We start from the raw sequence: 14366 nt of genomic DNA, 5'->3' as shown, positions 1-14366 counted from the left end.
GTTAACGGCCTATAAAGATTCAGAAAAAACGTGAAATTTGTACCATGTATTATGCATGATATATCGCGTCCTTTTTCAATATTCTTATCCTATACAAATATTCAAAGTAGCAGACATCTAATTTTTTTCAAGAGAAATTCAAAAAACAAAGTATGTGTGATCTCGATCTGATTTTTCGATTATACAATGTAATTTTTTAGGTGCGTCTTGACATAATAGTACTAATAACTAATATTTAATATTACTGAATCTAATACTGTGCAAGTGTTATTTTCTGTCGATTAAAAAATAGTTTGCTCTAACCCGTTACGCGTAAAGTTTAAAGTACCGATTTTTCTTCTATGAAATTATTACCTACTACTACAATACTTGGAGTAATCGAATGAAACTCGCAAAATATTTCTGCTGTTTTATGGTAATGTTTAATACTACTGTATTTGCTGCTGAGGAAATTGATGCGGAAAATGCAAGTAAATATACCAAAATTGGAACGTTATCAGTGACTGAAGATGGTTTTACAATGTCTGACGATGATCTTTCGCAAAAGGTTGATGAAAAGGGAGGAAAGTACTACGTTATTACTTCGAAGGAAGGAAAAGAAGAGCATAAGACTATTAACGCTGACATCTACAAGTGATGCCTTAGAAGGTGGCGATTGTTTTTGCCACCTTCATTGATAGTCTTAAAAAATGAATTAACCAATTCCAATTTTATATTTTTTTTCGTGGCGTGCGGCATTGTGTGAATGTTTGTATTTTATTTGTGCTTTCTATTCGTTTGTCAAATGATTAGATGATTCTTGTTGTTTTTGTTATTTTTTTTTTTTAGTTCTTAAATTGTTGCTTCCAATCAAACTGTTTTTCCTGTGTATGCTGAAAATACTAAGAATGTGGTACATGGTTGTATGAAGTTTATGTTGTTTTGGAATTTAAGATTCAAACGGTGTTGATGTTCGATTAGGTTGACTTTATATATTTCGATAAATTAGTAAGTTACAGCCGAATAAAGGCTGGGAAACATATAATACGATCAACTTAGCGTGGCATAGAATAGATTAATTAAACCAGATATGAACTGCAGCAATGTTAATCATAAACTATGAATAATGGTTCATTAGGCAAGCCTGCCAATACTCGCTGCGTTCAGCTCTCTGAAAATAATCTTTGCAAGATCTTTGGCTCACCGCTGCGTCCGAAGGTCTGCTCCGGGCTTCAGCCCACGGCCGAAATGTGCGGCAGCACGCGCGAGCAGGCGATGACGTACCTTCTTGAGCTTGAATCGCTCACCGCACCTTAAACGTCTTTAATCTTCGCCAGACAGCCCATCGTCAGCGTACACATCACCAGCGCAATCCAGAACACCGTGTGATAGTCCCAGATTTCGGCCACAACACCGGCCATTGAGCCGGCAATAATCCAGCCCACACGGGTGGTATTAGTATAAAGGGTGGTGGCAGAGCCTGCCTGGCCAGGCATCAAATCCTGGAAATAGAGCATGCCTATCCCCGCGAGAATGCCAATATAGATGGCGTTCAGCAGCTGTAAAGCCAGCAACAGCCCCGGCGTATGTACCGTCAGCATGCCGAGATAGAACAGCAGACCGGCGATGGCGGCAATGCGCATTAAAAAACGCTTTCCGAAGCGCTTTGCGTAATAGCCCGCAATGAGCATGGTCGGGATCTCAAGCCCGGCCGCGGTGCCCATCATGATTCCCGCCAGCTTTTCCGACAGGTGCAGTTCATCAATAATAAACAGCGGCATATTGATGATATACAGGCTATTGGTGCCCCACATCAGCGTGCAGACAACAAACAGGAGCAGGGCATCGCGGCGGTTGCGGCGCGGTGCTTCCAGCACGCCCGTTGTCACTTTCGGCTCTTTGCGCATGGACGGCAGGAAGAACCACACCAGCGCGCCGCATACCACAAACGCGACGGCGGCACTCAGGTACATCACCGTAAAGCCAAAACCCATCGCCAGCGCGTAGGCCAGCGGCGGGCCAATCACCCATGCCAGAGACACCTGAGCACGCAGGACGGAGCTGAACATCACCGCTTCACGTCCGGTATGGTCCGCGTGTTCGCGGGCAAGGGCGAACAGCTGGGGGTTAGCCGTTGAGCCAAAGCTGCTCAGGAATACCCCGACGAAGAGCAGAATGAAATAGTTGCGGTTCCAGGCAAACAGAACGCAGGCCATGACCCCCAGCAGGCAGCAGAAAACGATCAGGCTTTTACGATCGCCTTTTCTGTCGGAGCGTCCCGCCAGAAACTGGCTGACCAGGATGCCGATGATGGCGCTTCCGGTAAAAAAGAAGCCAACCAGCGCCGGACGAACATGAACCTCATTTGTCAGAAATAGGCTCAGCGTCGGCGTCTGTAACGCACCGGCAATGCCCGTGAAGAAGGCAACAATCAGGAAGGCCGCTGAGGTTAAATCAAAGGGCTTCGGCGAGGCAGCCGCAGGGGTGTTATGCATGTTTTATAATTAGCGAGTAGCAGAGAGGGGCGGAGTGTACGCCGTCAGCTAAAAAATAAACAGTGGGTGCGGTCAATGATGCCACGAAAAATCAAAATGGCATTTCATCTTACAACCACATCGGCTGACCTTAGCTGAAACTGACTTGCTGAACTTCAGCAAAATTCAGCTGAACGAAGAAGAAATGTGCTGTATCTCTAAATTCTGACATCAGAAAGACGAGTTTACTTGCAAGGTATTGCAGAAAGCGCAAGACTTTTTGAAACGTTTCAGCGCTATCTTGTTTAAACAAACGGAGCAGGCTAGCGCATTTTTTCTCATTAAAGCTGAAACGATTCAATTTCAGCAGGAGTGGAGAACCATGTTCCAGTTATCTGTTCAGGATATCCACCCGGGCGCTCAGGCCGGGGATAAAGAAGAGGCTATTCGCCAGGTTGCCGCTGCGCTTGAGCAGGCGGGTAACGTCGCGGACGGCTATGTCAACGGCATGCTGGCCCGCGAGCAGCAGACATCAACCTTCCTCGGCAATGGCATTGCCATTCCGCACGGCACAACCGACACCCGCGATCAGGTGTTGAAAACCGGCGTTAAGGTTTATCAGTTCCCGCAGGGCGTGCTTTGGGGCGACGGTCAGGTGGCCTATGTGGCTATCGGTATCGCGGCCAGCAGCGATGAACACTTAGGTCTGCTGCGTCAGCTGACGCATGTCCTGAGTGATGACGCGGTGGCTGAACAGCTTAAGTCCGCCACCACAGCGGAAGAGCTGCGCGCCTTGCTGATGGGCGAAAAACAGAGCGAAGCGCTGAAACTGGATAATGAAACGCTGACGCTGGACGTGGTTGCTTCCGATCTGGTGACGCTGCAGGCGCTGAACGCCGGTCGTCTGAAAGAAGCCGGCGCGGCGGATGCCACCTTTGTGACGCGCGTGATTAACGATAAGCCGTTGAATCTGGGTCAGGGTATCTGGCTGAACGACAGTGCTGAAGGCAACCTGCGCAGCGCTATCGCCGTGAGCCGCGCGGCCAACGCGTTTGACGTAGAAGGCGAGCGCGCGGCCATGCTGGTGACCGTGGCGATGGCTGATGAACAGCCGGTTTCCGTGCTGAAGCGTCTGGGCGACCTGTTGCTGAACAACAAAGCTGAAAAACTGCTGAACGCTGATGCCTCCACCGTGCTGGCACTGCTGACCAGTGATGATGTGCTGACGGATGACGTGCAAACTGCGGAGTTCGTGGTGCGTAACGAACACGGCCTGCATGCCCGTCCGGGTACCATGCTGGTGAATACCATTAAACAATTCGAGAGTGAGATCACCGTGGCGAATCTTGACGGCACGGGCAAACCGGCCAACGGCCGTAGTCTGATGAAAGTTGTCGCGCTGGGCGTGAAGAAAGGTCACCGTCTGCGTTTCACCGCGCAGGGTGCTGATGCTGAACAGGCGCTGAAAGCGATTGGCGACGCCATCGCGGCGGGTCTGGGGGAGGGCGCATAATGAGCAGACGTGTTGCGACTATTACGCTGAACCCGGCTTATGACCTGGTAGGATTTTGCCCGGAAATTGAGCGCGGCGAAGTCAACCTCGTGCGTACCACTGGCCTGCATGCTGCGGGCAAAGGGATTAACGTCGCGAAAGTGCTCAAGGATCTCGGTATCGACGTCACCGTGGGGGGATTCCTCGGTAAAGATAACCAGGACGGTTTCCAGCAGCTGTTCAGCGAGCTGGGCATTGCCAACCGTTTTCAGGTTGTTCAGGGCCGTACCCGTATCAACGTTAAGCTGACTGAGAAAGACGGTGAAGTGACCGATCTGAACTTCTCTGGCTTCGAAGTGACGCCGTCAGACTGGGAGCGTTTTGTTAACGATTCTCTGACCTGGCTGGGTCAGTTTGACATGGTCTGCGTCAGCGGTAGCCTGCCGTCCGGCGTGAGCCCTGAAGCGTTTACCGACTGGATGACGCGCCTTCGCAGCCAGTGCCCGTGCATTATTTTTGACAGCAGCCGCGACGCGCTGGTCGCGGGTCTCAAAGCCTCGCCGTGGCTGGTGAAGCCGAATCGCCGCGAGCTGGAAATCTGGGCGGGTCGTAAGCTGCCAGAACTAAAAGATGTGATTGACGCTGCCCATGCGCTGCGCGAGCAAGGTATCGCTCACGTGGTTATCTCGCTTGGTGCAGAAGGCGCGTTGTGGGTTAACGCGTCTGGCGAATGGATCGCCAAACCGCCGTCAATGGAAGTTGTGAGTACCGTTGGCGCAGGGGATTCAATGGTTGGCGGCCTGATTTACGGCCTGCTGATGCGTGAATCCAGTGAACATACTTTACGTCTTGCCACTGCCGTTGCTGCCCTGGCCGTCAGCCAGAGCAATGTCGGTATTACCGATCGTACCCAGTTAGCCGCGATGATGGCGCGCGTTGACTTAAAACCTTTTAACTAACAGCAGGAGAGGAATAATGAAAACGCTGCTGATCATTGACTCCGGTCTCGGACAGGCTCGCGCCTATATGGCGAAGACCTTGCTGGGAGCGGCGGCGAACAAAGCACATCTCGAGATGACTGATAACCCTGGCGATGCCGAACTGGCCATTGTCCTGGGCGACAAAATCCCGGCTGACAGTGCGCTGAACGGCAAAAAAGTGTGGCTGGGCGATATAAATCGCGCGGTGGCTCATCCGGAACTGTTCCTGAGCGAAGCGAAAGGTCACGCGTCTGTTTACAGCGCGCCCGTCGCGACGGCACCGGCTGCGGTCACGGGCCCGAAACGCATTGTTGCGGTGACGGCCTGTCCGACGGGCGTGGCTCACACCTTTATGGCAGCTGAAGCCATTGAAACCGAAGCGAAAAAACGCGGCTGGTGGGTTAAAGTTGAAACGCGCGGCTCCGTCGGTGCCGGCAACGCTATCACCCCTGAAGAAGTGGCTGAGGCCGATCTGGTGATTGTGGCGGCGGATATCGAAGTGGACCTGGCGAAATTTGCCGGTAAGCCAATGTACCGCACGTCTACCGGCCTGGCGCTGAAAAAGACTGCGCAGGAGTTTGATAAAGCGCTGGTGGAAGCGAAGCCGTATCAGGCAACCGGCGCGCGCCAGACCGCGACGGAAGGTAAGAAAGAGTCCGCAGGCGCCTATCGTCACCTGCTGACCGGCGTGTCTTACATGCTGCCGATGGTGGTTGCGGGTGGTCTGTGTATCGCGCTCTCGTTCGCATTTGGTATTACCGCGTTTAAAGAGCAAGGCACGCTGGCCGCTGCGTTAATGCAGATTGGTGGCGGTTCCGCCTTCGCACTGATGGTACCCGTCCTGGCAGGCTTTATTGCTTTCTCCATCGCCGATCGTCCTGGCCTCACGCCGGGTCTTATCGGCGGTATGCTGGCCGTAAGCACCGGTTCCGGCTTTATCGGCGGTATTATCGCGGGCTTCCTGGCCGGTTACGTCGCGAAGCTCATCAGCTCGAAGCTCAAGCTGCCGCAGAGTATGGAAGCGCTGAAGCCGATTCTGATCATCCCGCTGATTTCCAGCCTGGTGGTCGGTCTGGCGATGATTTACCTGATTGGTAAGCCGGTTGCAGGCATCCTGGCGGGTCTGACCCACTGGCTGCAAACCATGGGTACCGCGAACGCGGTTCTGCTGGGGGCAATTCTCGGCGGCATGATGTGTACCGACATGGGTGGTCCGGTAAACAAAGCGGCGTACGCCTTTGGTGTTGGCCTGCTGAGTACCCAGACCTACGCGCCAATGGCAGCGATCATGGCGGCAGGTATGGTGCCACCTCTGGCGCTCGGCCTGGCGACGATTATTGCCCGTCGTAAGTTCGATAAAGCGCAGCAGGAAGGCGGTAAAGCTGCGCTGGTGCTGGGTCTGTGCTTCATCACCGAAGGCGCGATTCCGTTCGCGGCCCGTGACCCAATGCGTGTACTGCCGTGCTGTATCGCGGGTGGTGCAGTGACCGGGGCGATCTCCATGGCGATTGGCGCGAAGCTGATGGCACCACACGGCGGTCTGTTTGTTCTGCTGATCCCTGGCGCCATCACGCCGGTACTGGGCTACCTGCTGGCCATCGTCGCCGGTACGCTGGTGGCGGGTCTCTCTTACGCGGTGCTGAAACGTCCGGAAGCGGAAGTTGTGGCAAAAGCAGCGTAAGCGATAAATAATAAAAAAGCCGGGTCGCATTACGCACCCGGCTTTTTTTATGCCGCCTGTTCAGCAGTTTGCTGAGCCTTCAGCCAGGCAATCTCTTCTGCCCAGATATCCGGATTAATGGTTTCAAGCACCATCGGAATACCGTCGAAGCGGGCGTCCTGCATGATAAAGCGAAACGCATCGTGGCCAATGTTGCCTTCGCCCAGGCTGTGGTGGCGGTCAACGCGGCTGCCAAAGGCGCTTTTCGCATCGTTGAGGTGCATTCCGCGCAGGTACTTAAAGCCAACAATGCGCTCGAACTCATCAAACGTGTTTTTCGTTGCCTCGGTGGTGCGCAGGTCATAGCCGGCGGCAAACGCGTGGCAGGTATCAATGCACACGCCAACGCGGGATTTATCCTCCACGCCGTCGATAATCGCCGCCAGATGTTCGAACTTAAAGCCGAGGTTGCTGCCCTGACCGGCGGTATTCTCAATCACCGCGGTGACGCCTTTGGTCTTGTCCAAGGTGATGTTGATGGATTCGGCAATGCGCGCCAGGCAGGCATCTTCATCGATCTGCATAAGATGGCTGCCAGGATGGAAGTTCAGCAGCGTCAGCCCAAGCTGCTCACAGCGCTGAACTTCATCAAGAAACGCCTCGCGGGATTTTTCCAGCGCCTCTTCAACCGGGTGCCCGAGGTTAATGAGATAGCTGTCGTGGGGAAGGATCTGGCCTGGCCCGTAGTGGTACTTCTCACAGGCAGCTTTGAAATCGTCAATCACCTCGGCGGTGAGCGGGGCGGCGCGCCACTGGCGCTGATTTTTGGTGAACAGGGCGAAAGCGGTCGCCTCAATTTCGGCGGCACGAATGGCGGCATTCGCAAGGCCACCTGCAGCGCTGACGTGCGCTCCAACATATTTCATAAAGGGACTCCTGTTAACCCGAAATGCCTATGATAGCGGGTTAACAGGAGAAGGATGTAGTGGTTTATGCCATCAGGCTATGGACCGCGAGGTTAATCGCGCCGCCGCCGACAATCAGCCAGATGAAGAGTACCAGCGCCATCAGCAGCGGTTTCGCACCGGCTTTTTTCAGCGCGCTGACGTGTGTGGTCACCCCCAGGGCCGCCATGGCCATCGCCAGCAGTACGGTATCCAGCGTCACCAGCATATCCACTACCGATTTGGGCAGCAGGTGGAAGGAGTTAAAGATAGCGACCACGATAAACAGGATCGCAAACCATGGAATGGTGATTTTACTTTTCTGATTACTGTCCGCCGGTGCCAGCTGTTTAACCCGTGCAGCAAGGAAAATCAGGAACGGCGCCAGCATCATCACGCGCAGCATTTTGGCAATCACCGCCGCGTTTTCGGCTTCAGGGTTAATAGCATGTCCTGCCGCCACCACCTGGGCCACTTCGTGCATGGTCGAACCGATATAGATGCCGTAGGTTTCCGGGCTAAACCAGTGGGCAACCAGCGGATACATGGCCGGGTAGAGGAAAATCGCCAGCGTACCGAAGATCACCACCGTCGCTACCGCCACCGTCACCTTGCTGGCTTCGGCTTTAACGACGGGTTCCGTTGCCAGCACCGCCGCTGCGCCACAGATACTGCTCCCGGCACCGATCAGCCAGCTGGTTTGCCTGTCCAGGCCAAACACTTTCTGGCCGATAAAGCAGGCCAGTAAAAAGGTGCTGGTCAGGGTCAGGACGTCGATGGCGATCCCGCTCACGCCCACATCCGCAATCTGCGAAAAGGTGAGACGGAAGCCGTAAAGAATGATCCCAAGACGCAGCAGATGCTGCTTGGCAAAGATCACGCCGCCGTCGCAGGATTTCCAGATATGCGGGTAAACGGTATTACCCACGACCATGCCCAGCAGAATGGCCAGCGTCAGCGCGCTGAAACCTGCGCCTGCGATGGCCGGGATGCTGCCGCCCCATAGCGCGACGGCGGTTACTGCGGCGCTGAGCGCTAGACCCGGCACGAAGTGCCACACTGTACGATGATGTTGTAAGGTGATTTCTGACATAACCTTCTCCTTTGTCTGGCTAAAGGTTACGGCGCCCTGGCTTAAAAATAAAATTGATTATATACTTATAATCAATCTATATAAGTGGTAAGCAAGCATGCACATTACTCTGCGTCAGCTGGAAGTATTTGCCGAGGTGCTGAAAAGCGGCTCGACGACCCAGGCGTCACAAATGCTGGCGCTCTCCCAGTCTGCGGTCAGCGCGGCGTTGACCGATCTTGAAGGACAGCTGGGCGTTCAGCTTTTTGACAGGGTAGGGAAGCGTCTGGTGGTCAACGAGCACGGTCGTCTTCTTTATCCGCGCGCGCTGGCGCTGCTGGAGCAGGCTATCGAAATCGAGCAGCTGTTCCGCGAAGATAACGGTGCGATCCGCGTCTACGCCAGCAGCACCATCGGGAACTACATCCTGCCGGAAGTGATTGCCCGCTACCGCCGGGATTTCCCGACCCTGCCGCTGGAGATGAGCGTAGGGAACAGCCAGGACGTCATCAACGCGGTGATCGACTTCCGCGTGGATATCGGCCTCATCGAAGGACCCTGCCATAACGTCGATATTATTGCCGAGCCCTGGCTGGAAGATGAGCTGGTGGTGTTTGCCTCCCCGGCCTCGTCGTTATTGCAGGGCGAGGTGACGCTGGAGCGCCTGGCGCAGGCGCAGTGGATCCTGCGCGAGCAGGGCTCCGGCACGCGTGAAATTGTCGATTATCTGCTGCTTTCTCATCTGCCGCATTTCCAGTTAGGTATGGAGCTGGGGAACTCAGAGGCCATCAAGCACGCGGTGCGCCACGGGCTCGGCATCAGCTGTCTTTCACGGCGCGTTATTGCCGAACAGCTGGAGACCGGATCGCTGGTTGAAATCCCCATCCCGCTCCCGAAACTGGTGCGCACGCTGTGGTGCATTCATCATCGTCAGAAACACCTTTCCAGTTCTTTGCAGCGTTTTCTGCGCTATTGCGAGATGTAATCTTTCCCTCACCCCAAAGGGGAGAGGGAAAAATTATGCTTTACTTATAATCCTGGCCGAGTCATGAAGCTCTCTTATAACTAAGTATTTCTGCCGGAAGGAACGCGGATCGTCTGCTACAATCGCGCCTCATTTATTAAATGGACAGCATTTTCATATGGTTTCAGAAATTAAAACCACAGAAGCGCCCACGCTACGTCGTGAACTCAAGGCGCGTCACCTGACGATGATCGCCATTGGCGGCTCCATCGGTACAGGTCTTTTCGTTGCCTCTGGCGCAACGATTTCGGCAGCAGGCCCGGGTGGGGCACTTTTCTCTTATATCCTGATTGGCCTGATGGTGTACTTCCTGATGACCAGTCTTGGCGAACTGGCCGCGTACATGCCGGTATCCGGTTCGTTCTCGACCTACGGTCAAAAATACGTTGAAGAAGGCTTTGGCTTCGCGCTGGGCTGGAACTACTGGTACAACTGGGCGGTCACTATCGCCGTTGACCTCGTTGCCGCACAGCTGGTGATGAACTGGTGGTTCCCGGATACGCCGGGCTGGATCTGGAGCGCCCTGTTCCTGGCCGTTATTTTCCTGCTGAACTACATCTCCGTGCGCGGTTTCGGCGAAGCGGAATACTGGTTCTCTTTGATCAAAGTGGCAACCGTCATCATCTTTATCGTCGTCGGTGTGGCGATGATCGTTGGTATTTTCAAAGGCGCAGAACCTGCGGGCTGGAGTAACTGGACAACAGGCGATGCGCCGTTTGCCGGTGGACTGTCGGCAATGATTGGCGTGGCGATGATTGTCGGCTTCTCCTTCCAGGGGACCGAGCTGATTGGTATCGCTGCCGGTGAGTCAGAGAACCCGGAGAAGAATATTCCGCGCGCGGTTCGTCAGGTCTTCTGGCGTATCCTGCTGTTCTATGTGTTCGCTATCCTGATTATCAGCCTAATCATTCCGTACACCGATCCAAGCCTGCTGCGTAATGACGTTAAAGACATTAGCGTCAGTCCGTTCACGCTGGTCTTCCAGCACGCCGGTCTGCTTTCTGCCGCGGCAGTGATGAACGCCGTTATCCTGACCGCTGTGCTTTCAGCCGGTAACTCCGGGATGTACGCGTCCACCCGTATGCTCTACACGCTGGCATGCGACGGTAAAGCACCGCGTATTTTCGCGAAGCTGTCCCGCGGCGGCGTACCGCGTAACGCGCTGTACGCCACTACGGTGATCGCCGGTCTGTGCTTCCTGACCTCTATGTTTGGCAACCAGACGGTTTACCTGTGGCTGCTTAACACCTCCGGGATGACGGGCTTTATTGCCTGGCTGGGGATTGCCATTAGCCACTACCGTTTCCGCCGTGGCTTCGTCAAACAGGGTCACGATATTAACTCGCTGCCGTATCGCTCAGGGTTCTTCCCGCTGGGTCCCATTTTCGCCTTCATTCTGTGCCTGATCATTACGCTGGGACAGAACTATGAAGCGTTCCTGGCGGACACCATTGACTGGGGCGCCGTCACGGCGACCTACATTGGTATTCCGCTGTTCCTCGTTATCTGGTTTGGCTACAAGCTGACGAAAGGAACAAAATTCGTTCGCTACAGTGAAATGGAATTCCCGGAACGATTTAAACAATAACCGCACTTCCTCTCTTTTAACCCGCTCATTCGAGCGGGTTTTTTTATTCCCGTATCCTGAAACAAAGATATATTTCTTAACAATTTAATTGATAATAATTATCGTTTGCTTTATCGTTATCACAAATAAGCGTGTCACCGACCCACCGCAGATGTGGGCGGCAGGGAAGACGCTGTGAGCAATGATGATTTGATTTAGTTGTATTTACCTCATGGAGATATGGAATGTTTAGGTTGAATCCCTTCGTCAGGGGAGGACTTTGTGCGTCCGCAATGTCCCTGGCCCTGCCTGTTATCGCCGCGGAATCCGGCGACACAATGGTTGTCACGGCCTCCGCGACCGAGCAAAACCTGAAAGACGCACCGGCAAGCATCAGCGTGATTACCCAGGAAGATTTGCAGCGCAAACCCGTTCAGAACCTGAAAGATGTGTTACGGGATGTGCCGGGCGTTCAGCTCACGAGCGAAGGGGACAACCGTAAAGGGGTAAGTATCCGTGGACTGGACAGCAGCTACACGCTGATCCTGATCGACGGCAAGCGCGTCAATTCCCGTAACGCGGTGTTCCGCCATAATGATTTCGACCTCAACTGGGTGCCGGTTGACGCCATCGAACGAATCGAAGTGGTGCGCGGACCGATGTCTTCTCTTTACGGCTCCGATGCGCTGGGCGGCGTGGTAAACATTATCACCAAAAAAATCGGCCAGAAATGGACGGGCACTCTGAGCGCCGATTCCACAATTCAGGAACATCGCGACCGTGGCGACACGTATAACGGTCAGTTCTATACCAGCGGTCCGCTGGTGGACGGTCTGCTGGGGCTGAAAGCCTACGGTAGCCTCGCGAAGCGTGAGAAAGACGGTCAACAGAAGTCCTCTACCACGGCGAGCGGTGAAACGCCGCGCATTGAAGGCTTTACCAGCCGCGATGCGAATGTGGAGTTCGCCTGGACGCCGTCTGAAAATCATGACTTTACGGCGGGCTACGGTTTCGACCGTCAGGATCGTGACTCTGATTCCCTCGACAAAAACCGCCTTGAGCGGCAGAACTACTCGCTCAGCCACAACGGCCGCTGGGGCGTCGGCAACAGCGAGCTGAAGGTTTACGGCGAAAAGGTAGATAACAAGAACCCGGGCAACAGCAATCCGATCACCTCCGAGAGCAACGCGGTGGACGGGAAATACGTGCTGCCGCTGGGCGAAATCAACCAGCTACTGACCTTCGGCGGCGAATGGCGTCACGATAAGCTGAAGGATCCTGTCAACCTGACGGGCGGTTCCAGCAGCAGTACGTCGACAAGCCAGTATGCCCTGTTCCTGGAGGACGAGTGGCGTATTTTTGAACCTCTGGCGCTGACCACCGGCATCCGTATGGACGACCATGATACCTACGGCGACCACTGGAGCCCGCGCGCCTATCTGGTCTACAACGCGACCGATACCGTAACGGTGAAAGGGGGCTGGGCTACCGCGTTTAAAGCGCCGTCTCTGCTGCAGCTGAGCCCGGACTGGGTCACCGGCTCGTGCCGCGGTGCCTGTGAGATTGTTGGTAACCCGGACCTGAAGCCGGAAACCAGCGAGAGCTTTGAATTCGGTCTGTACTACAGTGGGGAAGAGGGCTGGTTAGAGGGCGTGCAGGCCAGCGTCACCACCTTCCAGAATAATGTGGATGACCGTATCAGCATCAGCCGTACGGCCAATGCGAAACAGGCCCAGGGCTACACTAACTATGTTGGACTGAATGCTGACGGTGAACCGATTTTCCGGTATTACAACGTAAACAAGGCGCGCATCCGCGGGGTGGAAACAGAGGTAAAGTTCCCGGTTGCTGAAGACTGGAAGGTGACGCTGAACTACACCTACAACGACGGTCGTGATATCAGCAACGGCGGCAACAAGCCGCTGTCCGATCTGCCGTTCCACACCGCCAACGGGACCGTTGACTGGAAGGCAACGCAGGACTGGTCGTTCTATGTTCAGGGTAACTACACCGGTGAGAAACGCGCGCTGACCAGCAGTGCTCCAACGCCGGGTGGCTATGTCATCTGGAATACCGGCGCCGCGTGGCAGGTAACGAAAGCCGTTAAGCTACGCGCGAGCGTGCAGAACCTGCTGGACAAAGATCTGAGCCGTGACGATTACAGCTACACGGAAGATGGCCGTCGCTACTTTGTCGGCGTGGATTATAAGTTCTGATGTAGCCTGGATGCCCGGTGGCGCCTCGCTTACCGGGCCTACAAAATCCACGAATGTAGGCCGGGTAAGGCGAGGCCGCCACCCGGCAATCGGCTGCACTTAGCCGAATAAATGCTCCGCATGGAAGCGGAGATGATCCTCAATAAAGGACGCGATAAAATAATAGCTGTGGTCGTATCCCGGCTGGATGCGCAGCGTCAGCGGCCAGTCCTTCTGACGTGCCGCTTCTGCCAGCACCGCAGGCTGCAGCTGTCCGGCGAGGAACTGATCCGCATCGCCCTGATCGATAAGCATCGGAATCGCATTTACTGAGTTACTGGCCAGCATCAGCGCACTGCTATCCCATTCCAGCCATTTCGCTTCATCTTCACCCAGATAGTTCGTGAAGGCTTTCTGCCCCCACGGCACCTGCGTTGGGTTCACAATTGGCGCAAATGCCGACGCGCTGACGTATTTTCCCGGATTTTTCAGCGCCATGATGAGCGCCCCGTGTCCGCCCATGGAGTGGCCGCTGATCGCGCAGCGCTCGCCAACCGCAAACTGCGACTGCACCAGCGCAGGAAGTTCATCGCGAATGTAATCATACATGCGGTAATGGCGCGCCCAGGGCTGCTCGGTCGCATTGACATAAAACCCGGCGCCTTTGCCCAGATCGTATCCCGCATCGTCGGCCACATCATCGCCGCGCGGGCTGGTGTCAGGCATCACCAGCGCAATACCCAGCTCGGCAGCAATACGCTGCGCCCCCGCTTTGGTGGTGAAGTTTTCGTCATTGCAGGTCAAGCCTGAAAGCCAGAACAGAACCGGCGGATTTTCCGTCAGCGGCAGGAAAATGCTGAACGTCATCGCACAGTTCAGGACGGTGGAGTCATGCCGCCAGCGCTGCTGTCGACCTTCAAAACAACGGTGCTCTTCGAGCAGTTCCATGCAGGGCTCCTTAATGAGAATGCGTATTCAT

The 14366-nt window shown here is 54.6% G+C and carries 12 protein-coding genes; 8 read left to right on the top strand and 4 right to left on the bottom strand.

What is annotated here, in order from left to right; all coding sequences use genetic code 11:
- Positions 1-382: 382 nt before the first annotated feature.
- Together AB3N39_RS14060 and AB3N39_RS14055 are read left to right on the top strand one after the other, a co-directional pair.
- The gene (locus AB3N39_RS14060; protein WP_048224133.1) at positions 383-637 is read left to right on the top strand and encodes a DUF1471 domain-containing protein; all 255 of its coding nucleotides are present in this window, start codon (positions 383-385) and stop codon (positions 635-637) included.
- Between the two features lie 461 nt (positions 638-1098).
- Positions 1099-1296, top strand: a complete 198-nt coding sequence (locus AB3N39_RS14055) for a Fe-S-cluster oxidoreductase (protein WP_302235081.1) — start codon at positions 1099-1101, stop codon at positions 1294-1296.
- On the opposite strand, the gene setB is transcribed toward AB3N39_RS14055, so the two are convergent.
- Positions 1293-2474: a sugar efflux transporter SetB gene (setB, locus tag AB3N39_RS14050; protein ID WP_367896818.1), complete on the bottom strand. Its 1182-nt coding sequence runs from the start codon at positions 2472-2474 to the stop codon at positions 1293-1295. The two genes, AB3N39_RS14055 and setB, sit on opposite strands and share 4 nt — an antisense overlap.
- 361 nt (positions 2475-2835) lie before the next feature.
- Between setB and fruB the strand changes: the two genes are divergently transcribed.
- Genes fruB through fruA form a run of 3 tightly spaced genes read left to right on the top strand, consistent with a single transcriptional unit; the run spans position 2836 to position 6606 of the window.
- Positions 2836-3966: a fused PTS fructose transporter subunit IIA/HPr protein gene (gene fruB, locus AB3N39_RS14045; protein WP_136195437.1), complete on the top strand. Its 1131-nt coding sequence runs from the start codon at positions 2836-2838 to the stop codon at positions 3964-3966.
- Positions 3966-4904, top strand: a complete 939-nt coding sequence (gene fruK / locus AB3N39_RS14040) for a 1-phosphofructokinase (RefSeq protein ID WP_008500936.1) — start codon at positions 3966-3968, stop codon at positions 4902-4904. The genes fruB and fruK overlap by 1 nt, the downstream gene beginning before the upstream one ends.
- A 16-nt stretch (positions 4905-4920) precedes the next feature.
- Complete coding sequence (gene fruA / locus AB3N39_RS14035; RefSeq protein ID WP_136195436.1) at positions 4921-6606, top strand: PTS fructose transporter subunit IIBC; 1686 nt, start codon at positions 4921-4923, stop codon at positions 6604-6606.
- Between the two features lie 47 nt (positions 6607-6653).
- On the opposite strand, the gene nfo is transcribed toward fruA, so the two are convergent.
- Together nfo and AB3N39_RS14025 are read right to left on the bottom strand one after the other, a co-directional pair.
- Positions 6654-7511 carry a deoxyribonuclease IV gene (gene nfo / locus AB3N39_RS14030; RefSeq protein WP_104950504.1) on the bottom strand — a complete coding sequence of 286 codons (858 nt, stop codon included), beginning with the start codon at positions 7509-7511 and terminating at the stop codon, positions 6654-6656.
- Between the two features lie 64 nt (positions 7512-7575).
- Complete coding sequence (locus AB3N39_RS14025; RefSeq protein WP_143345329.1) at positions 7576-8622, bottom strand: YeiH family protein; 1047 nt, start codon at positions 8620-8622, stop codon at positions 7576-7578.
- Between the two features lie 97 nt (positions 8623-8719).
- Here AB3N39_RS14025 and yieE point away from each other — a divergent pair, with 97 nt between their 5' ends.
- The 3 genes from yieE (at position 8720) to cirA (ending at position 13408) form a co-directional block, all read left to right on the top strand.
- Positions 8720-9586, top strand: coding sequence for a DNA-binding transcriptional regulator YeiE (gene yieE / locus AB3N39_RS14020; RefSeq protein WP_047346566.1), 867 nt, complete (start codon positions 8720-8722; stop codon positions 9584-9586).
- 157 nt (positions 9587-9743) lie between these two features.
- Complete coding sequence (locus tag AB3N39_RS14015; protein WP_024908170.1) at positions 9744-11213, top strand: amino acid permease; 1470 nt, start codon at positions 9744-9746, stop codon at positions 11211-11213.
- 224 nt (positions 11214-11437) lie between these two features.
- Positions 11438-13408, top strand: a complete 1971-nt coding sequence (cirA, locus tag AB3N39_RS14010) for a catecholate siderophore receptor CirA (protein ID WP_367896817.1) — start codon at positions 11438-11440, stop codon at positions 13406-13408.
- A gap of 99 nt (positions 13409-13507) precedes the next feature.
- On the opposite strand, the gene fghA is transcribed toward cirA, so the two are convergent.
- Positions 13508-14335, bottom strand: a complete 828-nt coding sequence (fghA, locus tag AB3N39_RS14005; protein WP_143345326.1) for an S-formylglutathione hydrolase — start codon at positions 14333-14335, stop codon at positions 13508-13510.
- Between the last annotated feature and the right edge of the window lie 31 nt (positions 14336-14366).

Origin of the sequence: Enterobacter vonholyi (assembly GCF_040834095.1) — a bacterium.
GTDB lineage: Bacteria > Pseudomonadota > Gammaproteobacteria > Enterobacterales > Enterobacteriaceae > Enterobacter > Enterobacter vonholyi.
The sequence above is the reverse complement of the archived record's forward strand: the minus strand, read 5'-3'. Positions and strand labels throughout refer to the sequence as shown.